General features: G+C 42.2%; 25 protein-coding genes and 1 tRNA gene. 10 read left to right on the top strand and 16 right to left on the bottom strand.

The features are described 5' to 3' along the window. Positions 1-62 precede the first annotated feature (62 nt). From NI455_RS06210 to NI455_RS06200, 3 genes are all read left to right on the top strand, one after another. A tRNA-Gly gene (locus tag NI455_RS06210) sits at positions 63-138 on the top strand. 192 nt (positions 139-330) lie between these two features. Further along, positions 331-1,119, top strand: a complete 789-nt coding sequence (locus NI455_RS06205) for a hypothetical protein (RefSeq protein WP_253113071.1) — start codon at positions 331-333, stop codon at positions 1,117-1,119. Between the two features lie 93 nt (positions 1,120-1,212). Then, positions 1,213-2,190: a fatty acid desaturase family protein gene (locus NI455_RS06200; protein ID WP_253113068.1), complete on the top strand. Its 978-nt coding sequence runs from the start codon at positions 1,213-1,215 to the stop codon at positions 2,188-2,190. A gap of 31 nt (positions 2,191-2,221) precedes the next feature. Here the strand turns inward: NI455_RS06200 and NI455_RS06195 are convergent, their stop codons facing one another. Both NI455_RS06195 and yfcF read right to left on the bottom strand, forming a co-directional pair. After that, positions 2,222-3,163, bottom strand: a complete 942-nt coding sequence (locus NI455_RS06195) for a cation diffusion facilitator family transporter (RefSeq protein ID WP_004279963.1) — start codon at positions 3,161-3,163, stop codon at positions 2,222-2,224. Between the two features lie 130 nt (positions 3,164-3,293). After that, positions 3,294-3,935 carry a glutathione transferase gene (yfcF, locus tag NI455_RS06190; RefSeq protein WP_253113066.1) on the bottom strand — a complete coding sequence of 214 codons (642 nt, stop codon included), beginning with the start codon at positions 3,933-3,935 and terminating at the stop codon, positions 3,294-3,296. A gap of 240 nt (positions 3,936-4,175) precedes the next feature. Between yfcF and NI455_RS06185 the strand changes: the two genes are divergently transcribed. Next, positions 4,176-4,892 carry a glutamine amidotransferase gene (locus tag NI455_RS06185; protein ID WP_219309591.1) on the top strand — a complete coding sequence of 239 codons (717 nt, stop codon included), beginning with the start codon at positions 4,176-4,178 and terminating at the stop codon, positions 4,890-4,892. A gap of 47 nt (positions 4,893-4,939) precedes the next feature. On the opposite strand, the gene NI455_RS06180 is transcribed toward NI455_RS06185, so the two are convergent. The 5 genes from NI455_RS06180 to NI455_RS06160 all read right to left on the bottom strand — a co-directional run bounded on the left by NI455_RS06180 (position 4,940) and on the right by NI455_RS06160 (position 9,149). Continuing rightward, a complete protein-coding gene (locus tag NI455_RS06180) occupies positions 4,940-5,527 on the bottom strand; it encodes a YceI family protein (protein WP_219309593.1) in 588 nt (195 codons plus the stop codon). A gap of 130 nt (positions 5,528-5,657) precedes the next feature. After that, on the bottom strand, positions 5,658-6,113 hold the full coding sequence (locus NI455_RS06175) for a GNAT family N-acetyltransferase (RefSeq protein ID WP_253113065.1): 456 nt from the start codon (positions 6,111-6,113) through the stop codon (positions 5,658-5,660). A 175-nt stretch (positions 6,114-6,288) separates the two neighbouring features. Continuing rightward, positions 6,289-6,504: a hypothetical protein gene (locus tag NI455_RS06170; RefSeq protein WP_005246695.1), complete on the bottom strand. Its 216-nt coding sequence runs from the start codon at positions 6,502-6,504 to the stop codon at positions 6,289-6,291. Positions 6,505-6,638: 134 nt separating this feature from the next. Beyond that, entirely contained in the window at positions 6,639-8,627 is a 1,989-nt protein-coding gene (gene tkt / locus NI455_RS06165) for a transketolase (RefSeq protein WP_253113062.1), read from the bottom strand. 93 nt (positions 8,628-8,720) lie between these two features. After that, positions 8,721-9,149: a prepilin-type N-terminal cleavage/methylation domain-containing protein gene (locus tag NI455_RS06160; protein ID WP_253113060.1), complete on the bottom strand. Its 429-nt coding sequence runs from the start codon at positions 9,147-9,149 to the stop codon at positions 8,721-8,723. Positions 9,150-9,615: 466 nt separating this feature from the next. On the opposite strand from NI455_RS06160, the gene metK reads away from it, so the two are divergent. The 3 genes from metK (at position 9,616) to NI455_RS06145 (ending at position 12,936) form a co-directional block, all read left to right on the top strand. Continuing rightward, entirely contained in the window at positions 9,616-10,782 is a 1,167-nt protein-coding gene (gene metK, locus NI455_RS06155) for a methionine adenosyltransferase (protein WP_004279972.1), read from the top strand. Positions 10,783-11,113: 331 nt separating this feature from the next. Beyond that, positions 11,114-11,458 (top strand): hypothetical protein, encoded by a 345-nt coding sequence (locus NI455_RS06150; protein ID WP_253113058.1) that lies wholly within the window; start codon positions 11,114-11,116, stop codon positions 11,456-11,458. A 266-nt stretch (positions 11,459-11,724) separates the two neighbouring features. Further along, entirely contained in the window at positions 11,725-12,936 is a 1,212-nt protein-coding gene (locus NI455_RS06145; RefSeq protein WP_005107247.1) for a YeeE/YedE family protein, read from the top strand. A 53-nt stretch (positions 12,937-12,989) separates the two neighbouring features. Here the strand turns inward: NI455_RS06145 and NI455_RS06140 are convergent, their stop codons facing one another. The 3 genes from NI455_RS06140 to NI455_RS06130 form a co-directional block, all read right to left on the bottom strand. Continuing rightward, entirely contained in the window at positions 12,990-13,499 is a 510-nt protein-coding gene (locus NI455_RS06140; RefSeq protein WP_253113057.1) for a hypothetical protein, read from the bottom strand. 63 nt (positions 13,500-13,562) lie between these two features. Beyond that, positions 13,563-14,342, bottom strand: coding sequence for a TIGR03915 family putative DNA repair protein (locus tag NI455_RS06135; protein ID WP_253113055.1), 780 nt, complete (start codon positions 14,340-14,342; stop codon positions 13,563-13,565). Continuing rightward, entirely contained in the window at positions 14,342-15,601 is a 1,260-nt protein-coding gene (locus NI455_RS06130; RefSeq protein ID WP_253113053.1) for a putative DNA modification/repair radical SAM protein, read from the bottom strand. The genes NI455_RS06135 and NI455_RS06130 overlap by 1 nt, the downstream gene beginning before the upstream one ends. A gap of 207 nt (positions 15,602-15,808) precedes the next feature. On the opposite strand from NI455_RS06130, the gene NI455_RS06125 reads away from it, so the two are divergent. Next, positions 15,809-16,852, top strand: a complete 1,044-nt coding sequence (locus tag NI455_RS06125) for an NAD(P)H-dependent flavin oxidoreductase (protein WP_253113050.1) — start codon at positions 15,809-15,811, stop codon at positions 16,850-16,852. Between the two features lie 54 nt (positions 16,853-16,906). Here the strand turns inward: NI455_RS06125 and NI455_RS06120 are convergent, their stop codons facing one another. Further along, positions 16,907-17,584: a hypothetical protein gene (locus tag NI455_RS06120; protein WP_253113048.1), complete on the bottom strand. Its 678-nt coding sequence runs from the start codon at positions 17,582-17,584 to the stop codon at positions 16,907-16,909. 315 nt (positions 17,585-17,899) lie between these two features. Continuing rightward, positions 17,900-18,919, bottom strand: coding sequence for a tRNA dihydrouridine synthase DusB (gene dusB / locus NI455_RS06115; RefSeq protein ID WP_265596861.1), 1,020 nt, complete (start codon positions 18,917-18,919; stop codon positions 17,900-17,902). Between the two features lie 129 nt (positions 18,920-19,048). Here dusB and NI455_RS06110 point away from each other — a divergent pair, with 129 nt between their 5' ends. Further along, positions 19,049-20,644 (top strand): tyrosine-type recombinase/integrase, encoded by a 1,596-nt coding sequence (locus tag NI455_RS06110; RefSeq protein WP_074382893.1) that lies wholly within the window; start codon positions 19,049-19,051, stop codon positions 20,642-20,644. A gap of 43 nt (positions 20,645-20,687) precedes the next feature. Then, a complete protein-coding gene (locus tag NI455_RS06105) occupies positions 20,688-21,278 on the top strand; it encodes a hypothetical protein (RefSeq protein ID WP_253113046.1) in 591 nt (196 codons plus the stop codon). A 186-nt stretch (positions 21,279-21,464) separates the two neighbouring features. On the opposite strand, the gene NI455_RS06095 is transcribed toward NI455_RS06105, so the two are convergent. From NI455_RS06095 to NI455_RS06080, 4 genes are read right to left on the bottom strand one after another with little or no spacing between them, the layout of a single operon-like run. Beyond that, positions 21,465-21,839 (bottom strand): hypothetical protein, encoded by a 375-nt coding sequence (locus NI455_RS06095; protein WP_253113045.1) that lies wholly within the window; start codon positions 21,837-21,839, stop codon positions 21,465-21,467. Next, positions 21,836-22,411: a lysozyme gene (locus NI455_RS06090; RefSeq protein ID WP_253113043.1), complete on the bottom strand. Its 576-nt coding sequence runs from the start codon at positions 22,409-22,411 to the stop codon at positions 21,836-21,838. Before NI455_RS06090 ends, NI455_RS06095 begins: the two co-directional genes overlap by 4 nt. After that, positions 22,411-22,629 (bottom strand): hypothetical protein, encoded by a 219-nt coding sequence (locus NI455_RS06085; RefSeq protein ID WP_063454338.1) that lies wholly within the window; start codon positions 22,627-22,629, stop codon positions 22,411-22,413. The genes NI455_RS06090 and NI455_RS06085 overlap by 1 nt, the downstream gene beginning before the upstream one ends. Continuing rightward, positions 22,626-23,183, bottom strand: a complete 558-nt coding sequence (locus tag NI455_RS06080) for a DUF1664 domain-containing protein (protein ID WP_253113041.1) — start codon at positions 23,181-23,183, stop codon at positions 22,626-22,628. Before NI455_RS06080 ends, NI455_RS06085 begins: the two co-directional genes overlap by 4 nt. Positions 23,184-23,206: the final 23 nt, after the last annotated feature.

Below are 23,206 nucleotides of genomic sequence, written 5' to 3'. Positions count from 1 at the left end.
TTAATCAAATAGATTTATAGAGAGTTGACACTGCTGTGGAATTCTCTATAATTCACCTCATTGCGGGAATAGCTCAGTTGGTAGAGCATAACCTTGCCAAGGTTGGGGTCGGGAGTTCGAGTCTCCTTTCCCGCTCCAGAATACAAAAAACCCTTATCTTTCGATAAGGGTTTTTTTATTGTATTTAAAAAAATTTCATTGATAAAAAGCATACCTCAAATCACTTATTCATCCTCTTTTACCCTGACAATTTTTTTGGGTTATTCATGACAAAGTGCTATTGTGGATAAACTTTAAAACTTTCAATCCCTTTCATAACGATATCGTTTCATGACTTACAAATTGAATGCTCGTCATCTAATTCTAGATCTTTTATATGCCTCTAAAAACTCTACCCTGTCTATTAAGCGGATATTAACGGCTGCTGAATTATTAGGTATATCTGACAATGGTATCCGTGTCGCTGTGGCCCGATTAAATCAGGAAAATGTCATTCAAGCTGTGGAACGCGGCGTATATCAATTGCTAGAGAAAAAGTTCGATACTTCTTTTATCAGCTTAAACAAACATCCTGATATGCAAACGGCGACCACATGGAATGAAAAATATGTGCTGGTTTATACTGGTGCTTTGGGACGTGTAGACCGTACGGCATTATCCAAAAGAGAAAAAGCGCTACGTTATTATGGTTTTCAGGAACTAGAGCAAAATGTTTTTATTCGTCCAGATAATTTAACGCTAAGCCTAAGTCCATTAAAAACAGCTGTAATCCGATTTGGATTAGATTCTGACGCACGTTTTTTCCAAGTCAGTCAACTTGAAAGTGAAATCGAAGTACGTGATTTATGGGATATCGAAGAGCTACATCAGACCTATCATGCAGTACAGCATGATATCAATGACTGGTTTGAAAATTACCAAAATCTGACTTTAGCAGAGGCTGCAAAAAGTGCCTTTTATCTAGGTAAATCTGCCCTGTTTAGTTTACGTGCTGATCCTTTGCTTCCTGCAGAATGGATAGACACCGATGCCCGACAACAATTTGAGCTCGCAGTCCGCAAAATAGAAAAACAGGGTCAACTTTTATGGCAACATTATTTTAAAGACCAAGGGGTCTAATTTATTTCTATTTTATACACAAAAATAAATTGACTGTAATATTTCATCCAAATATATTGAATACAGCAATAAGAACTAAATATAGGCAGAAGAATGAACAGCAAGGTCAGTGTCACAGAACTTTTTAGTCGTGATGAAATTAAAGAACTCACCACGACCTCAGACTTGCACGGTGCCTGGGCAGTAGGTTCGACATGGACCGTAATTGTCATGACCTTTGGCACGGTAGCCTATAGCTGGGAATATTTACCTACGTGGGGGAAAGTCCTGATGTGCGCGCTGGCATTGGCCATTCTTGCTGGACGCCAGCTTGCCATGGCTATTTTGATGCATGATGCCTCGCACCATAGTCTTTTTAAAACCAAATGGTTGAACACTCATTTGACTGACTGGCTCTGTGCACGCCCGATCTGGAATGATGTCGGCAAGTATCGTCCCTATCATCTGAAACATCATGCTAAAACCTCGCAGCCAGATGATCCTGACTTGGGGTTGGTAAAAAATTTTCCCATTACTCAAAGCTCACTATTCAGGAAATTCTTTCGTGATCTGAATGGGCAATCTGGACTTAAGTTCCTTGCAGGTCGAGTATTAATGGATCTTGAATTACTGGAATGGAGTGTTTCCAACGACCCCAAGCCAATTCCGCGTGGTGATCGCAGCAATCTAGAGTTAGCGAAAAACTTGCTGAAAAATAGTTCCGGTATGCTCATCTCAAATGCAGCAATTTTTTCTGCACTGTGGGCCAGCGGACATCCTAAACTATATTTATTATGGCCTCTTGCCTATATCACTCCATTCCCCTTGTTCATCCGCATCCGCGCCATGGCTGAGCATGCGGGCCTAGAAACCAGTCATTCTGCCCTGAGCAATACCCGAACTACTCGTGCAGGCTGGCTGGCACGTGCTTTGGTTGCCCCGATTCATGTGAACTATCATATTGAACATCATTTGATGGCCTCTGTTCCGCATCAAAAGCTGGGGAGAATGCACCAGATGTTAAGGGAGCGTGAGTATGTCGATGCTCCGCCAAGTTATCTGGATGTGATTCGTTCACTTTTAAAAAAATAATCAACTTTCCCCACGCTTAGATTATTCCACTTCAATGCTGATGGGTTTCAGCATGTGAATGCGGATGTGAGGATTGTCCCCGATGTTCCGGCGGGCAATCTTCCGCTTCAATCTGCAAGGTCATCTCGGTAATATGATGCTCATGGTGAAGCATCTCAAAGGTCTGATGCCGCAGTTTCTGATAATCCACATTCGGTGCAACCAGATGCACGGTCAGCATGACTTTTTTGGAAGTAATCGCCCAGACTTTGAGCTGATGAATATCCTGGACCCCATCAAGCGCCAAAAGATCGTGACGTAATTTTTCAATATCAATTTCCTCCGGCACACCTTCAAGCAGAATATTGATGCTCTGTTTCAGCAAAATCCAGGTCCTTGGCAATACCCAAAATCCGATTAATACTGCAATGAGTGTATCTATCCACATCCAGCCGGTGAAATAAATCACTAGTGCTCCAATAATCACGCCTACAGATCCCAGTGCATCACTGAGCACTTCCAGATAAGCACCTTTGACATTGAGACTTTCCTGACTACTAGACACCAGAATTTTCATGGAAATCAGATTAATGATCAGCCCCAAAACAGCAACAATCATCATGCCAAGGCTTTGAATTTCTGGTGGATGACTCAAACGCTGATAAGCTTCAAACAAGATATAAATCGCAACCACAAACAGCATTAAGGCGTTAAACAAAGCAGCCAAAATCTCAAAGCGCTGATAACCAAATGTCCGTTTATTGTCTGCCGGTTTTTGTCCAATTTTGATAGCGACTAAAGCGATAGCCAGTGCAGCAGCATCGGTAAACATATGCGCAGCATCAGAAAGTAAGGCCAAACTTTGAGTTAGAAAACCAGCAATCACTTCCACAATTAAAAAAGTGGTGGTTAATCCCAGCGCTATTGATAATTTTCTGGCATTTTTTGCAGTCACGGTGACATGACTATGCTCATGATGATGTGAATTTCCCACCGGCCACTCCTTCCTTCTTATTCAACGAGGACTGTATCCTCAGCATCTTTCAAGTCTTGTTCTGATTCATATTACGCTTGAATTTTATCTATTTAAGTAGGTTTTTTATGAACTGTTTTATCAGTCGACATTAGATTAAAGTTTTAGCTTTTTCATGCTCTGCCAGCCAAGCCTGTACCGAAGCCCGCTTAAAATTACGCTCGACATATTCTATTATTTTCACAGGAAGTTTCACCTGATGACTCAGCAGACGATGCAACATAAAGGCCAGATCAAAGTCTGCAATTGACCAGTGTTCAGTTAACCATATATCCTCCAGCATATGTTCTGCCACATTTAACAATCGCTGAATTTCTTCAGTTATCGGAGCTGTAAGAGGTGTAGATATTTTTGGTGGATGAAATACCGAATCGGAAGGCATTTGCTGGCGGATTTGCATAAAATCGGTTTTGACCAAGGCTTGTATAGCGCGGCATTTGGCTCTGGCCTGAATTTCCTTAGGATATAAGGCCGGATAACTTGGAGCCGGAAAGGTATCTTCCAAGTATTCAGTGATTGCCCATGATTCAAACAGGCTAAAGTTATCTACTATTAAACACGGAACTTTAGCACTTGGACAAATAGCCTGATAAGCCGCAGATTTCTGTTGCTGCTGATCTAAATCAATCACGATTTCCTGAAAATCTAAACCCTTTTCTTTTAAGGCAACATAAACCGACATGGCATAGGGGCTGATTCTGTTTTTATCGACATATAAACGTATATTTTGCATATCCTTGATCCTGATGGTCTTGTTGTTTTTATTCAGTACGGCAGTCTTACTCTACTCTCTTTCCTACACAAAAGAAAAAATGAACTGCTTAATGTAGTGATCACACGGAAATTTTTAGAAACTTTCTGATAGCGCAGCGATGCTCATTATTTTCTATTTTGCACAGGATCGGTAGATAAAGCCTTTTATTTTGCTTTTGATTCACGTTAAATTAAATCATTCTCTTGATATCAAAAAACTATGCTGAACTTAGCCCACCTCCCCGATACCGTTTATGCCATTCAACATCTCGCTTTTGAAGACTTAGGCGCTTGGGAAGATATTTTTTATCAGCTCGGCTTACGTGTGCGTTATTTCGAAGCCGGTATCGATGATCTCACTAAGGCTTTTGAACATCCCGGATTAACAGTCATTCTCGGTGGCCCGATTGCAGTCTATGAAACTGAGGATTATCCTTTTTTACAACAGGAAATAGACTTACTTAAAGTTCGCCTGCAAAAGAATTTACCGACATTAGGCATCTGTTTAGGTGCGCAATTAATTGCTGCTGCATTGGATGCTGAAGTCTATCCAGGAGATGTAAAGGAAATTGACTGGTCTAAACTCAGTCTTGCTTCTATTGAAAATAATCCACTAAAAGCTCTGGATGATATTGACGTCCTGCATTGGCATGGTGATACCTTTGACCTACCTGAACAGGCTGAATTGCTGGCCAGCTCTGATCTTTATCCAAATCAGGCCTTTCGGGTAGGACAGAACATTCTGGCACTACAATTCCATGCTGAAGTGGCCAGTGAAAGTTTAGAGAAATGGCTGATTGGACATACCTGTGAGTTACGCAAAGCCCAGATCAATATTCCCGCCTTACGGGCGGATCATCAAAGCTATGCGCCCGCGCTTGAACAGGCAGCCAGTTCGGTATTGATGCATTATTTAGAAAACCTGCAACTTAAATAACCGTAATAAAAAAGCACCCTGCTGGGTGCTTTTTTAATTTGTCATTCTTACTTTTTCGGAGCAGGTACAGAAGCCTCAGTAGTAATGTTCACTGTAATTTTATCGCCCACATTTGGAACATAACCGCCTACCCCAAAGGCTGAACGGTTAAATGAAGTGGTTGCATTAAAACCAATCGTTTGTAATTTGGTCATTGGGTGCACACCTTGTTTGTTTAAAACCGCATCCAGTACCACAGGTTTAGTGACATCTTTCACGGTTAAGTTACCGGTGATTTTGTATTTGTTTTTGCCTAGAGCCTGAACTTTAGTACTTTTAAAAGTGATATTCGGATATTTGGCAGCATCAAAAAATTCTGCTGTCTTAATATGGTCATCCAGTGCTTTCACATTCGTATTAATGCTTGCAACCGGGATATTCACATTGACCGAGGAATTCACAGGTTTTGCATTATCAACATTAATGGTACCCTGGATGTCACTGAAGTTTGCAGATGGTGTAGAGAAACCAAAGTGGCTCCAAGAGAAAACAGTTGCTGAATGAGTCGGGTCAATCGTATAGGCCACTGGTTTTGCCATAGAAACTGTTGCTACAGATGCGACCGCCAAGCCTAATGCTAATGTTTTGAAATTCATGTTTTTATCTCACGTTTTGGATGTTATTAAGTGTATAGAATCTGGAACCGTTTACAGCCCTAAAGATAAAACGTTTTGTTGCAGTGATGAAACGATAAAATTGTAAGTTATTTTTTTTAATTTTTTAGCTTTAATCCATACGGTACTGGATGAATCCAGTTTTCTTGGCGACTTTGTTATACAACGCTTGTGCCTGATGATTTGATTCCTGAGTCAGCCAGTAAACCCGGTCGCAATTACGCTGCTGTGCAATCTGATAGACATGTTGAATCAACTTACGCGCCACACCCTTTCCCCGATAGCCAGGATGGGTAAATAGATCCTGCAAATAGGCATAAGGTCTTACTGTCCAGCTACTATTATGTTCGATAACATGCACAATCCCCACGACCTTTCCATCCATCAGCGCTGCAAAACCGTACATTGAATCTAATTCATAATTGGTTAATTTATCCCAGGTATTTTCACTTACCTCTTCAGAAATTTGCGTCTGATAAAAGCGTTGATAGTCTTGCCATAAAAATAGCCATTCTGCCTGTGATATTTGCTCTAAAGATTTGATCTGGATCTGGGGCTGTATATTCATGTTTAACCGCTTCTTTGGCTTATTTCTTTAATTTAAGTCATTTCGATAGTAGTCGCTGAATTTTTATAGCGGCCTAAACTTAGCTTTATCTCATCTGGTGCTCATAAGCAACCTGTCAGATGAAAATCATCCGGCATAAAAAAAGCCCCAATCAGGGACTTTTCATGCTTTATGTTTAAAGTTTTTCAACCAGAATACGATCAACCTGTTTTAGGCCAGTCGTCTTTTCATGATTTTTACGACGCACTTTAATGACCTTTTCTTCGGCTAATTCTTGCAGCATTAAATCAACTGCAACCATCGCTTCAAGAGCTAACTCCTGTCCGATCCACTTGAGTTCGCCTGCATCCATTAAAATAATTTCATCGTTAATTTGTTCATACAAGCTCATGTTCATCTCACTCTTTCATTTCGACTATGGGAGAACTTTCTAACGATTGCCACATGAAAACAACGCTAAAAAGCGAAAAAATAAAAGACGCCCCAAAAATGGAGCGTCTTTTAAAAAACTGCTTAATCAGTTGATTATGCAGTAATCTCTTTTATAGCTGCTACAACTGCTTCAGTAGTAATACCGAAGAACTGGAACAGATCTTTTGCAGGTGCAGATTCGCCATACGTTGTCATACCGATTACGCGACCATCAAGACCCACAAATTTCCACCAGTAATCAACATGTGCAGCCTCAACAGCAACACGTGCACGAATATTTGATGGAAGAACCGCTTCACGATAAGCTGCATCTTGCTTCATGAATTCTTCAGCACATGGCATAGACACGACACGCACGCCTTCAAGCTGTGCATAAGCTTCCATTGCCAGAGATACTTCAGAACCAGTTGCAATGATGATGGCTTTCAATTCGCCTTTTTCTTCAGCCAATACATAGCCACCTTTCGCAGCGTTCTCAATTTGAGCTTGAGTACGGGTTTGGAATGGCAAGTTCTGACGAGAGAAGATCAATGCGGTTGGACCTTCAGCACGCGTTAATGCAGATTTCCAAGAAATTGCTGCTTCAACGGTGTCACATGGGCGCCATGTATTTAGGTTTGGTGTACCACGAAGGGATGCGATCTGCTCAACAGGTTGATGCGTTGGGCCATCTTCACCCAGACCAATTGAGTCATGCGTATACACATGGATCACGCGCTGTTTCATTAATGCAGACATACGTACCGCATTACGTGCATATTCCATAAACATCAGGAATGTTGCTACATAAGGGATGAACCCGCCATGCAGTGCAACACCATTCGCGATTGCAGTCATACCGAATTCACGTACGCCATAGTGTACGTAGTTACCTGCCGGATTGTCCTGTACGCCTTGCGCGCCTTTCCAAAGGGTCAGGTTAGAACCTGCAAGATCCGCAGAACCACCTAGAACTTCTGGCAATAATGGAACAAGTGCTTGCAATGCATTTTGGCTGGCTTTACGCGTTGCAATTGTTTCAGCTTTGGCATTCACTTCTGCAATATAGGCATCCGCTTTTGCAACGAAGTCAGCCGGTAATTCACCAGATAAACGACGTTTAAATTCAGCGGCTTCAGTTGGATATTTTGCAGCATAAGCAGCAAATGTTTCGTTCCAAGCTGCTTCTGATTCAGCACCTTTAGCTTTCGCATCCCAAGCTGCGTAAACATCTTCAGGAATTACAAATGCTTCATCAGTCCAGCCTAGTGCTTCACGAGTCAAGACGATTTCGTCATGACCGAGTGGTGCACCATGACTGTCTTCTTTACCTTGCTTGTTTGGTGAACCTAGACCAATCACAGTTTTACAAATAATGATGGTTGGTTTAGCAGTTTCAGCTTTAGCTTCTAAAGTTGCCTGACGGATTGCATCTGCATCGTGGCCATCAACTTTAATCACTTGCCAGCCGTACGCCAGGAAGCGTTGTTCTGTATTGTCAGAGAACCAGCCTTCCACTTCGCCATCAATCGAGATGCCATTGTCGTCATAGTAAGCAATCAATTTGCCCAGACCCAATGTTCCTGCCAAAGAACATGCTTCGTGAGAAACACCTTCCATCAAACAGCCATCGCCAAGGAAGCAGTAAGTGAAGTGATCTACAACTTGGATATCGTCTTTGTTAAATTGTGCAGCTAGGGTTTTTTCAGCCAGTGCAAAACCAACAGCATTCGCGATGCCTTGACCTAAAGGACCAGTCGTCGTTTCAATTCCTGGCGCATAGCCCAATTCCGGGTGACCAGGTGTTTTAGAATGAAGTTGACGGAATGCTTTTAGATCTTCAATCGAAAGATCGTAGCCCGTTAAATGAAGAAGCGCATATTGAAGCATAGAGCCATGGCCATTTGACAATACAAAACGGTCACGGTTTGCCCAATTCGGGTTGGTCGGGTTGTGGTTCATGAATTCACGCCAAACCACATCAGCGATATCTGCCATCCCCATTGGAGCACCTGGATGTCCTGAGTTTGCTTTTTGCACAGCATCCATTGCCAATACACGAATTGCGTTTGCAATACGACGTTCATTAAGCGGGGTTGTCATAAATCAGAGTCCAAAATATTCAGAAATAGGAAATGATGAAAAGACTTTCAAAACTGCTGTCTATTGTCTTAAAAAAACAGCGAGGGGTAAAGACTAACCAACAATATTTATCAGTTTATTGAGTGTCTCTTGCCTTATCGTACAATTATTCCACATTTCTTCTTCGGCTTTGATTCGCTCTACTGGTTTACAGATTGAATTATCCTGCATTTCAAAAGCGACTGATTTCCCGCGAATGGCCATATCGACTCCCTGCTCTCGTATCTTGAACTCTATCCGGCAAGCGGCATTAATAATGACTTTTTCGATATATTGACCATGCCCACCAATCTGGCGTCCGGCATCACAGTGCTGATCCGAAGCAATAAACTGGGTTCGATATGCTCCAGCCTGTTCAAACACTTCGGCCAATTGATTACGCACGACATAAGCTTGATAACTCATAAAAGCCATCGTCACTAAAATCGCGATAATGATGAGCACGATCAGCACTTCAATCAGGGTAAATGCCTTTTGATACATGATTTCTGATCTCCTTACAGTCTTGCTCCAAGAAGTCCATAGCAAAAGATGTCGCCATTCCTAACCAGCTAATGTGGAAGACTTAGCGCTAATATGAACCGAACATCAACAAGACATTTGGTCGCAAGGCGCACAGCCTGAATCTGCTTTATTGATGTAATGATCACTTGCTTAAGTAAATTTTGAATTTTGAGCTTTGTATTTTTTCTATCGTCTATTTTTTTAAGATTTAATCGGAAATCTAAGCATTTAATTTTCTGACAGTCTGACGGATTAAAATATTGTTGCTTCATATTCCCCAATCAATAATGCTGTCTAAATAGACATATCAATTTTTTTAATTCTATTAATCAATTAAAAACACAATAATTTGAAACAATTTCGACCAATTTTGTCGTGTTAAGCTAGTCCTAGAGCGCAACTCGATGTAACATATCGGGTCTTTAAAATTAACTGTGATAGGACTATGCGCGAGTACGCTGTATTTACTTCGGAATCTGTAAGCGAAGGCCATCCAGATAAAATGGCTGACCAAATCAGTGACGCTATTTTGGATGCAATCTTAAAAGAAGACCCATATGCACGGGTTGCTTGTGAAACGCTTGTAAAAACAGGTGCGGTTGTACTTGCCGGTGAAATCACAACGACAGCAAATGTTGATTTTGAGGCAATTGTACGTCATACCGTAAACGGAATTGGTTATCACCATTCTGATCTTGGTTTTGATGGTTCAACCTGTGCCGTGATCAACATGATTGGTAAACAGTCACCTGAAATTGCTCAAGGTGTCGACCGCCAGAAACCTGAAGATCAGGGTGCCGGCGACCAAGGTTTAATGTTCGGTTACGCCAGCCGCGAGACTGATGTATTAATGCCTGCGCCGATTTCATATGCGCATCGCTTGATGGAAAAGCAGGCTGAATTACGCCGTAATGGCACCTTGCCATGGTTACGCCCAGATGCAAAAAGCCAGGTAACGTTTGCTTATGAAAATGGCGTACCAGTTCGTTTAGATGCAGTCGTTCTTTCGACTCAACATGATTCTGAAATCACTCAAGCGAACCTGAAAGAAGCTGTGATTGAAGAGATTGTGAAGAAAATCATTCCTGCTGACATGTTCCATGCGGACACCAAATTCCACATCAACCCAACGGGTATGTTTGTGATCGGTGGTCCTGTGGGTGACTGTGGTTTGACTGGCCGTAAAATTATCGTAGATACCTACGGCGGTATGGCACGTCACGGCGGTGGTGCTTTCTCTGGTAAAGATCCATCTAAAGTTGACCGCTCTGCTGCGTATGCAGGTCGTTATGTGGCGAAAAACATCGTTGCTGCTGGCTTGGCTGACAAGTGTGAGATTCAGGTGTCTTACGCGATTGGTGTTGCTGAGCCAACTTCAATTTCAATCAATACCTTCAATACTGCAAAAGTCTCTGAAGAATTGATTATTGCACTGGTTCGTGAACATTTCGACTTACGTCCATATGGCATTACCCGTATGCTTGACCTGATCCAGCCGATGTATAAGCAAACTGCTGCTTATGGTCACTTCGGTCGTGAAGGTTCAGATACTGCATTTACCTGGGAAAAAACTGACAAAGTGGAAGCGCTTAAAGCGTCTGCTGGTCTATAAGTTTTTCTTAAAAAAAGCCTGCATCATGCGGGCTTTTTTTATGTCTTTCATTTCTTCATCTTTAGAATTATCTCTAGGTCGTGATGACAAATATTTAAATGCCAAGCTTCATACTATAACCTGCCTATCGAATGATACTATTAAGACTTCCCTCTCTGTGAATATCACTATTCCATGAAACTTAAAACAACTTCCGACTGAGCCATTACAGTATAAGTATCGAAAAAAGTTACAGTTAATCAACAAATGTTGATCTATTTGCTAGCATAAATCTAAATAAATGGCTGCTAAATTAGATTGCAGCTCTACAACAACAAAAGGATATTACTCGATGAATAAATTACTAATTGCTTTAGGTTTGGCGACCACTGTTGCCTTAGTCGGCTGTAGTAAAGAAGAAGCGCCTGAAACCGGCGCAACCACAGGTGAGCATTTAAAAAATGCAGCCAATCAAGCCGGTCATGATATGGAAGATGCCAGCCGTGAGGCTGCGGTAGAAACCGAACGAGCAATGGATAATGCCGCAGAAAATACTGCTCAGGCAGCGGACGAAGCAGCTGCTGCAACGTCTAGAGCAGCAGATGCCACTGCGGAAGCAGCACGTAAAGCAACTGCAGCAACTGCAGCGGCAGTTGAAGAAGGTGCCGGAGAAGTTCGGGAAAAAGCTGAAAACTGATTTTAGCATTCAGTTTGATGTTTAAAAGCCTGCGATTGCAGGCTTTTTTATCAGAGATGATTTTAAATATCGAATGATCTAAATTGAAATTGCATTATTTGTTGATGGGATCAATTTTTTATCTAAGTGAGTGGATAAAATCAGATAAACTGATAAAACTTATCAAGTATTAGAATGACTTAATTGTGATTCAATCGGCAAAACGGGCTGCATTTAAACTGAAATTCAGTAGAATACCAGCCTTTATTTTTAAAATTTAATCTCCCATGTCAGTCATTGTTGCTGCTTCCCAACGGTCGAATATTTCGGTCTGGGCAGCTTTTATTTTGCTTATCATAGGTACAATCGGTGCCTATCAAATCGTAGGCTTAAATCAGGCCCTATTATTTTTGGTTGGTGGTGCACTGGGCATGACCCTGTACCATGCTTCATTTGGTTTTACTTCGAGCTGGCGTGTCTTTATCAAGGAACGTCGCGGCCGTGGTTTACGTGCGCAGATGATTATGCTGGCGCTGGCAGTTTTACTGTTCTTCCCCGCTTTAGGTGCAGGTGAATTGTTCGGCAACCCAGTCAAAGGCAATGTTAACCCTGTTTCCATGTCAGTCATGATTGGTGCCTTTATTTTCGGTATCGGTATGCAGCTCGGTGGCGGTTGTGCATCAGGTACCCTGTATACCGTAGGTGGCGGTAGTGCACGTATGCTGGTGACGCTCTTGTTCTTCTGTATCGGGTCTGTGATTGCGACCTCCCACCTTGACTGGTGGTTTGCCCTGCCACATCTTGAGCCTATTTCACTGGTAGAAAGTTTAGGCGTTCTCCCTGGATTGCTGTTGAGCTTTATCGTTTTTGCCATCATTGCTGCAGCAACAGTTTATTTCGAAAAGAAACGTCACGGTAGTCTCGAAATTGAGCCACGCAGTGAATATCAGGGCTGGAAGCGCTTTGTTCGTGGTCCATGGCCTCTGATTTGGGGCGGCATTATTCTGACCTTACTCAACTTTGCCACTTTGGCACTGGCAGGTCGTCCTTGGGGCGTGACTTCTGCACTGGCAGTTTGGGGTGCCAAAGGTGCTACGCTTGTGGGTGTTGATGTAGCTTCTTGGGATTATTGGCAAAAAGCAGGCAATGCTAAAGCACTGGCAGAATCATTATGGTTTGATATTACCTCAATGATGAACTTCGGTATCATGCTGGGTGCTTTGTTGGCAGCAAGTTTGGCAGGTAAATTTGCGCCGAATTTCAATATTCCAAAACGTTCACTGATTGCTGCTGTTGTAGGTGGCATAATGCTGGGCTACGGCGCACGCTTAGCTTATGGGTGTAATATCGGCGCATATTTCAGTGGGATTGCCTCTGGTAGTCTGCATGGCTGGTTGTGGCTGGTGTTTGCCTTTATCGGCAATGGCATTGGGGTAAAACTTCGTCCAATCTTCTTCCCGGATGAGAAACCGCAGCCTGAAAAACTAACCGGTTGCTAATGCTTAAAATCAAAAAAGCCCATCTGTGATGGGCTTTTTTCTGGCTTTAGGATTTACAGCGCAGCTTTTAAATTACAGCCATAACCCATGGTCTGCTGAACCTGACGATAAGTCGTATAACGATCCAGAATAAAGGTATAAAAATGATCAGCATCAGAGAAATTAGCTTTTAAATTTTCATTCTTGGCATTGGGCAATTTAATGTCATCGACCAGTTTCAGATTGTAATGTCCCAAACGGTACATATCGGAAAAATAACTATTCATCATATTGCAATAGGCGATTTTACTGGGTTTTAATGCAGTACTGCTGACAAGATGCTGGTTCAAGCTTTGCAGATTATTGACATCTAAAGGAAACTGGTGCGCGAAAGCAATGCTTTCGACTTTCTTAAATTTCTGAAAGTCTTGGGCTAACTGGACATTGAGTGCATCAAAACGTTGCTGCAGTTCCTCTGCAGTCTGAACCTGATATTTGACTGGATCTACGACCGGTTTTTGTGGTTGTTCCGAACATGCAGTTAATCCAGTGAGCAGCGCTAATGACGTTAGCCATACCTTCATGTTTATACACTCAATTTAAATATACCAACACTTATTATGCCTGAAAGCAGTTTGATGTACTGTTTAAAGTATTTTCTCATTCATATAACGCCAGTAGCGCTTTGGCACATATTGAATATGCAATTTCATGTTCTTGCGCGCCTGAATATTCACACTGTTGAAATAATCTTTCCAGAGCTGATCATATAGCAGCTCTTGATCATCCAGTTCAATACTGAATGACTGACTATGACCAATCCGGATTTGTGGATCAATTATTTCAGCGTTCATCTCGACCTGATGCATCTGCCTTAAATCATAATAAATACCGTAATTACGCTGCTCGTCATAAATCAGCCAGCTTTGATCCTGATAACGCTCCTGAAAATGTCGGGAAATAATCGGCAAGACATTAAAATCCGGTCTGACCAGACTCAGAAACAAACCATCTTTGGCTTTTTTAAAGCGTACAAAAGCCTCCATACGATGCTTTTCCCGCCCCACTTGCTTGGCACATTGCGACATGCCGATCACCGCAGTATGACCATAATCTTTATCGACTGGACGCTGGTTTTGAAAGACATAGACTGCAAAATCAAAAAGAGTCTGGAACGCTGCTTCCTGCTCTGACAAAAACGTATAGTAAAAAGCACGCAAACTGCTGGAAGATACTTTCTGCTTTAATCCCTGCCACACCCGCTGCCCATGCTGATCATTAGAGGCCACATGGATAAATTCATCAAATAAACCTGTTTGTGCTTGAGGATTGGCCGTCACTATCACGTTAAATTCTTTAAACTCGAAAGCACGAAATACACAACTGAGCAGACCAGTCATGCTGCCATCAAAACAGTAACTTGCCACTAGAAACCCAATCCTAATTGAGGTGAAAGTTGCTGCTGATATTTGGATTGTCCTGACATCAAAATTTGCTGGCGAATCTGATGGGACTGCTGATCTTTCTTAAATTTCGGTGTATCTGCACAGCGGATAAAATGCTGCGCCCGGTTATAAGCCACGCCCATGCGTTTTAGCTGGTCAATATGAATCTGTCCAAAACGGCGGGCCTGTACAATTTTCTGGGCAGAACGTACACCTATACCGGGTACCCGTAGAATCATTTTATAGTCGGCACGGTTAATATCGACTGGAAAGGCTTCAGGATGACGCAAGGCCCAACTGAGTTTGGGATCAATATCCAGCTCCAGATTCGGATGCTGCTCATCGACAATTTCATCAGCAGCAAAGCCATAAAAACGCATTAGCCAGTCGGATTGATACAGACGATTTTCTCTTAATAATGGTGGTGCTGAGCCGATGGCGGGTAAGGCTTTCTCTTCAGGGTTAATCGGAATATAACCAGAGAAATACACCCGTTTCAGCTTGAATTCCTTATAATGCCGATCAGCCATCAAAATAATGTCCTGATCGGTTTCACTATGCGCGCCCACCACCATCTGTGTGGTTTGTCCGGCAGGTACAAATTTTGGAACGGACTTGATCAGCTTGCGTTCATCTTTGAGCTGGATCAACCGGTCACGCACAATGCCTAAGTCTTTTTGTACTTCAGCATGGGTTTTCTCAGGCGCAAATTTTTGCAGTCCCGCTTCCGTCGGCATTTCCAGATTAATACTCATACGATCGACATACAGTCCAGCTTCGGTAATGATCTCCTGTGATGCACCCGGAATAGTTTTCAGATGGATATAGCCATTAAAGTTTTCTTCGAGTCTAAGTTTTTTGACCACCTGCAGCATCCGTTCCATGGTGTGATCGGCCGATTTAAAAATCCCCGAACTGAGAAACAAACCCTCAATATAATTACGCCGATAAAAGTTCATGGTCAGATCGACGACTTCCTGCACGGTAAATGCTGCACGCTGGACATCATTGGAACGGCGCGAAACACAATAGGAACAGTCAAAAATACAGACATTAGAGAACAGAATTTTCAGCAAGGAAACACAGCGGCCATCTTCGGTATAACTATGACAGATGCCATTCCCGGTATTGCCCACACCCTTGTCTTTATTTTTACGGTTGCTACCGCTGGATGAGCACGACACATCATACTTGGCAGCATCGGCTAAAATTTGCAGTTTTTCACGGATACGATCAGACATGAGCTCAGAGAATATGTGACCAAAAGGCTATTATAAAGTGTTCAATTCTAGGCTAATAAAAGTTCTATCTTTTTGGCGACGTAGCGTGTCGCAAGAAATGTAAATAACACGTAACCCATGCTGCAGTATTTCAAAATAAAATAACCAATATGATTTGCTTAATTTTGTGCTCAAAGGCAAAGTAAAAGCATAACAAGGAGCAAATCTATGTCTTTATTAGAAAATCTCGGAATTAAACACCCTATTTTCTTGGCACCGATGGCAGGTGTCTCTACACCTGAGCTTGCTGCCGAAGTGTCCAATCAGGGCGGCTTGGGTTCACTGGGTCTGGGGGCCAGCAGTATCGAGGCTGCACAAGAACAGATTTTAAAGACCCAGGAACTGACAGATTGCCCTTTTCAGGTTAATTTTTTCTGTCATGAGAGTGTACCTGTAGATGAGGCTGTAGCGCAGGCATGGATTGCACAATTTAAAGATAAATTTGCCGAATATGGCGCTCAGGCACCGGATCATTTGGAATGCATTTATCCGAGTTTTAAAGACAATGATAACTTCCTGAATCTGGTATTAGAAACCAAACCGCGAGCAGTCAGCTTTCATTTTGGGATTCCGCATCCGCATCAGATTCAAGCCTTAAAACAGGCCGGGATTCTGACCATGGTGTCTGCCACCAATTTTGCCGAAGCTAAAGCTATTGAAGCAGCCGGAATTGATATCATTATTGCGCAGGGTATTGAGGCTGGTGGCCATCGCGGGATTTTTAGCACCAAGTTTGATGCTTCAGTCAAAACCTCCAATCTGGTGAAGCTGATCAAACAGCATTCTTCCTTGCCGATTGTAGCGGCAGGCGGGATTATGACGGGTGAGCAAGCGCGTCAAATGATGGATTTCGGTGCAGATGCCGTGCAACTTGGGACTGCATTTGTGCAGTGTAAATCTTCTAATGCCAATGATGCCTATCGTAAAGCCTTATTTTCCAAGCCACTCACTCAGGTGAGTGCCAGTATTTCCGGTCGTCCTGCACGTGGCATTATTAACCACTGGCATATTGAGGTGGATACACCCGATCGGCTGGATGTTCCCGCTTATCCATATACTTATGATCTGGCCAAGCAATTACATGCTGCTGCTGCCAAACATGGGGATCAAGGGTATGGCGCATTCTGGGCAGGTTCAAATATGGCGCAGATTCGTGAAATGGAAGCTTCCGATTTGATTAACCAGCTCGTACTGGAAATGAAGCATCTTTAATCATTGAATCATAAGAAAACCTCTCACATGGAGAGGTTTTTAGTTTATTTAGAATTAGCGTGTGACACGATGCCAGGCATCTTTAACTGCAAATTTAGCTTCTTCCCAATTGAGGCGGGACTCACCTTTTAACTGTTCCCACTTGGTACGCAGTTCAGGTTCGGCACGATCAAAATCCGTATCATGCTCATACATCGGACGGTTTTCATAACCGACCCGATAAGCACCGCGATAATCACGATCATAATCTAGATCGCCATATGTGCTACGCGTTTCATTGAAATACGGGCGATTATGATACTCATCTCTCCAGTAATTATCTTCTGCACTCAAATGATCTGGATGTCGATAGTTATCTGCCTCAGGAAAGTTCTCTGGGTGCTGGTAATTATCTGCCTGTTTCTCATGATCAGGTGTCGCAATGTCATTACCTGCAATACCGCCAACAACACCACCGATAATACCACCCACCACTGCACCTGGAGGGCCACCTACCAGACCTGCAACTGCGCCTACCGCAGCTCCACCCAAAGTACCGGCACTGGTCGCAGCCAGATTATCTTCACCTTCATTCATGTCTGGAACACGAGGATTATCTTTCACGGGTGTATTCAAATCTGGACGTGCATTAGTATCAGTCGGATTGATATTCAGGCCTTCACTGCGTTCTTGTGGCAATTCCGTTGACGTTTTATGGCTAAACTCTGTGACTGGACGATTGGTATTTGTCATTACAGATCTCCCTCAATGATGACGATAAACAAGATGGATCACATCTGGTTTATATCTGGATAGGTTCATCTTTATATCTGGATAGGTTCATCTTTATATCTGGATAGGTTCATCTTTATATCTGGATAGGTTCATCATAGAGGAAGCTTGAGTAAGCAATGTCCAAGTCCTGTCCAGTTTAAGTGAACAAACTGTGCTGCTATGTATTAGACAGGCTGAAGTGTAAACAAAATGCAAAAATCAGCCTGCTCAAGATAAAAAAGGTAGGGATTTCATGCAAAAAATATTACATGATTCGCTGAATTTTGCCCGTCATTACTTGGTTTCCAGTAAATTCACCTGCTCGACCTGTACATCAGTCATGGTTAAACCATGTTCTAGCAGTGCATTAAAATAATCTTCTACCACACGATACTGGTCAGCGGTATTTTCTACCTGATACATGCTTTGACGAAACTCGTTACTGGAACGCAGTCCTTTGGTGTACCAGGCAATATGTTTACGGGAAATTCGGCAGCCGGAATACTCGCCGTAAAATTCGTATAATTCTGTCAAATGTCCCAGCAGTACATCTTTAACTTCTGTAATACTTGGTGCGTCAAGATGTTGACCAGTTTTTAAATAATGGGCAATTTCACGAAAAATCCAGGGGCGACCTTGTGCTGCACGACCAATCATAATTGCGTCTGCACCGGTATAATCCAGCACGTATTTGGCTTTTTCCGGACTGTCGATATCACCGTTGGCAATCACAGGAATCTTCAACATTTCCTTTACGTCTTTGATTAAAGAATAACGCGCGGTATTCAGGTACATATCTTCACGGGTACGGCCATGTAAAGCTAGCGCTGCAATTCCGGCTTGTTCAGCACGTTTAGCGACACGCATAATATTTTCCTGACCGTTCAAATAACCCAGACGGGTTTTTAAGGTCACTGGCACATCAACTGCAGCCACAACTGCATCCAGAATACGCGCAACTAGATCTTCATCCTGCAATAAAGCAGAACCGGCGAGTCGGTTACAGACCTTTTTGGCTGGGCAGCCCATATTAATATCAACAATTTGCGCACCATTGGCCACCTGATAACGTGCCGCTTCAGCCAGATCATGGGGATCTGAACCAGCAATCTGCGCTGAAATCGGTGCCAGCTCTCCATCAAAATTGGCACGATATAAGCTCTTTTTACTCATGCGCAAAGTTTTGTCAGATGTCATCATTTCACTGACCGCATGGCCTGCACCAAAGTATTTGCACAAGGTTCTAAACGGACGATCGGTCACACCTGCCATGGGGGCCACCCAAAGCTTCCTATCTATTGATCTTCCAAACAATTCTTCAATTACATTGTTTTTGCTCAAAATCTTTAACCTCGTTTAACTTCGTTTAGTCGCTTCGTATTGACTTTTAGTGTCCTTTGATTGCACCCTACTTGCACCCCAATATTTTAATGGTGCAAATTCATGGGAACAGTCACTAAGCGACAAACAAAAGACGGCACAACCCGGTATAGAGCTCAAGTCCGTGTACAACGTCAAGGCTACCCTGAATTCAAACAATCAAAAACCTTCAGCAAAAAATCATTAGCTGAGGACTGGATCAAACGCACGGAAGCAGAAATCGAATTGCACCCTGAAAAAATGTTGAATCCGGCGGTGCAAATAAAGCACAAAACGCTCAGGGAGTTCATTTTTCAGTATTTGGAAGAAGCAGACAGCTTTGCCAGGACAAAAACAGGAGCACTACAGCACATCGCTAGTTTAGATATTTCTGAGAAGAATATCTATTCTTTAACACGACAAGACTTTTCTGATTATGCAATTATGCGAAGAAAAGGCGATCCAGTTAAAGGAACTGACGGTGTTGCACCTGCCACCATCTTAAAGGACTTAAGCCATATCAAGGCTGTTATCGTTCATGCAGAGTTTGTATGGGGCGAACCCTTAGAGACTGTGCTAATCGAATTTGAAAAAGCCATGATTGGTTTACAGAAGTCTCGCATCGTGACCAGATCCAAACAGCGTGACCGCTTGCCTACGGCGGAAGAACTTCAAATGCTGACCAACTATTTCTATAAAAGCTGGAAACGGGTCAAGAACTCAACGCCGATGCATCTGATTATGTGGTTTGCACTCTACACTGCCCGCCGTGAAGATGAGCTGTGTTCATTGCGCCTGGATGATTACGATGATCTGAATAGTCAGTGGTTAGTCAGAGATGCTAAAAATCCGAATGGATCCTTGGGTAATCATAAGTATGCTCACATGGAACCAAGAGCCATCAATATGATTGATGAGTTTATGAAGCCAGAAGTCCGGGATCGAATGCTTGCCTTGGGATATGACAAGAATATTTTAATTCCAGTGAATACCCGTACCGTGTCTACATACTTTACCCGGGCGTGTAATGCATGTGGTATTAGTGATTTAAGATTCCATGATTTACGCCATGAGGCTGCAACACGTTATGCAGAAGATGGCTTTACCATTCCCCAGTTGCAGACTATTACCCTTCATGAGTCATGGAATACCTTGAAGCGATATGTGAATCTTAAAAAACGTGGCATTCGATTGGAATTTGAGGAAGCAATCCGTGTTGCAGAAGATAACTATAATAGTTATTACAAGGAATGGAGTAAGAAACAGCGCTACATGGCATTGGTTGATAAGAGTGATGCTTTTGAAGATGAGGGCGTAATTAATGTTGAATTTGATTTCATCAAAAAACATTTAGATCTGTTTATTGAGATCCATCAGAACAATAAATATTTTAAACGTCTGCATGTGAATAAGTTGAATAGTAATAATCCATTCGCCTGGGATAATTCTAATAGTCGATTTGTGGCTCATGATATTCAATTAGCTTGGGAAGACTGGTTTACTGAGAATGGAAAGGTAGATTGGGATGAATTACCGGAAGGAAGTACGCATTTTGGAATTAGGGATCTTACCCTGGTGAAGAAACTTAAAACTCGTACTTATGTGTGGGAAGCATCTATTCAAGGCTGGATAGATAGTTTTGGACAGTATTTGATTGATGATAAGCATGTCGAGAAATAAAAATGATGCAGGATTGGGCTGATATTGTGGATGGGTGGAAGGAATGAATAGTACTAAGAGCATTGTTGTAAATACAATTGCTATTGCATTTGTAGCCACATTATTTGTGCTTGCTTTTACTTGGATTATTATTGATTACAAAGGCTCGCCCGACTCATTGAAAGATGCTTGGGGTATTACAGGGAGTTTTTTCGGTGGGATTACAACCTTGCTGGCGGCCTATATTGCCTCAAGACTGTTTAATGATTGGAAAGAACAAGAGAGAATGGTGTTCATAAGAAATACTGCTTATGATTCATCTAATTTAATGGTTCAAATTATGCAATTGATGCAACAATATCCCAAAAATAATATTTCTGAGATAAAGGTTTTACACTCCCAAATTATTACTAATCTCTCTTTTTTGAATAGGCAAATTCGGGACAATGAAGTAAAAATAATAAATGAAAATTTCTCTACTTTTGTAAGGAAATTTTTTGATATTTTACTTTTAGAGCATGATAATCTCCCTGTTAAGCTAGATATAAAATTATTAATCTCTGATCATATTAAGCAATTTCATCCAGAGCTTAATTACATTATGGATCTGGTTGATATTGATAAAGTCTACGAGAAGACGAGAAAATCTAAATAACTTTTACGTATATCCCTATCCTCACATTCGTCGTAATCGAATGAGCTGTGCAGCCCTCACTTGAGGGCCTTCACAATTGCACCATGACGTGCCTTACAATCGTTATATTTAGCAACCACATCGATAGACCAGACCAAAGCAACCTTACCCTGCCCTGATTCCAGTTTTTGCAAATCAGGACAAGGCTCAAGGAGGTTTGCTGGCACCACTGGCGATAAGTGAGTTGAGTTGCTGCAGGCCATCATCATCAAAGCAATGGTTGAGATACACAGGACGATCAATGATCTTTTGCACTTCACGTGTAACTGCTTCGACCTGCATACGCTGCTTTGATTTTGTTGATTCATAATCCGCACTCATCTGGTTAATTTGATTTTGTTTTTCAGTTAAAGCTTTGAGATGCTTCTGTTCAATTTCTTGAATTTTGGCTGTGCATTGCTCACTGGCTTTGCGTAGCTTCCCGCTTAAGTGGTTGGTATAGGCAATTTGCCCGACCCATAAAACAAAAAAGACCGCAATTGCGATCCAGTGTTTATATTGCCATAATAGATTTAGAGTCATTTTAAAAATAACTCCATTTCAATTTTCCTGCGATTCACCAGACCTTGCAGGCGTTTGCCACGAGCATTTACCCATAAGCCAAATTGATCAGCTGCCGCCTTATAATTTTTCTCATTCAGCCTTTTGACCAAAGTAGATTCTTCAAATGCGGTAGGTCCAATGTTATAGGCCAATGAAACCAAGGCATCAAACTGATTCTGATTGAGTGGAACTTTGACCGTATTATTTACAGTCTGCTCAAATGATTTCAGATCGTTCTGCATATAAGCTTTGGCTTGATCCAGTGTGCAGGTATCCCCTTTTTTGACACGAATACCATTTGGGTATTTTGTGGTGCCGAAACCAATAGTCCATACACCTACGCCATCATCATAGGCTTTCAGTCGCAGACCTTCAAAATTGCAGATCAAATCGACTCCACTTGGACTCACATGCATTTCATCTGTGGCGATACCCAACACATCGTTCAGGTCATCATAAGCAGTTGCAATCAACTTATCGGCAGCATCAACCTGCTTCTGGGTGAGTTTACCGCCACTGATCTTTCGCAGGAAATCAAATATGTGTTTCATTATGGGCTACCCTTAACTTTAGGCTGTGCAATCTTACGGCCAATGTACGCCAATGCAGGCAATACAACTGAAAGCAAAATAGCATGGTATTCAGTCGGAATGAGCTGTGTATTAATGCCCTCTTGAATTAAAACAGGAAGCACACCCAATAAAAAAGCTCCGATAATTGGGAGCTTTACAGATAAATATTTCCAGACATTTTCGGGGATGAATTTCATTTTTCCTCTCTCATATTTCGTTCATAAAGTTTGTTGCGGATTTCTTCAACTGTTCTTAAAAGTTGGTCGGATTGTTTTTCAAGAACTTGGATGGATTGGCTGTTGGTCATGGCTTGAGTGTTTACCGTGTCTGTTTTGCTCGTCTGCGTATTCCAGGCAACAACAAACAAGCCAGCTAAGAAAATGCCACCAAAGCGTACAAGGCTTGTGGTGTTATCAATCTTTGTTTTGCTTTCATGTAGCACCCTGATCTGCATATCCATCTCTTTAAACTTCGGATCGATCTCATTTCGGACCTGCTTAATCTCGCTTTTAAAGTTTGACTTGGCTCGATCCAGATCATCTTGCAGATTGTCCCGAGTCTGAGTTAAGTCATTCCGGGTCTGCTGATGCTCTTTATTGAGCTGCTCTAACTGCATATTCATGCGATCAAGCTTCTGGGGCATTTCAGCTAACTTATCCATACTTTTTCCAAGATCATTAATCTTGTCTGAGATGGCAAGAAGCTGCCCTGCTGTTGCTACTGGTGGGTCAGATGAATAGTCATTTGACATTGCGCCCCCTAAATTTTGGTAAT

The organism is Acinetobacter lwoffii (assembly GCF_024129435.1).
Classification (GTDB): Bacteria; Pseudomonadota; Gammaproteobacteria; order Pseudomonadales; family Moraxellaceae; genus Acinetobacter; species Acinetobacter lwoffii_F.
Note: the sequence above shows the minus strand (reverse complement) of the source record. Positions and strands in the feature narration are given on the sequence as shown.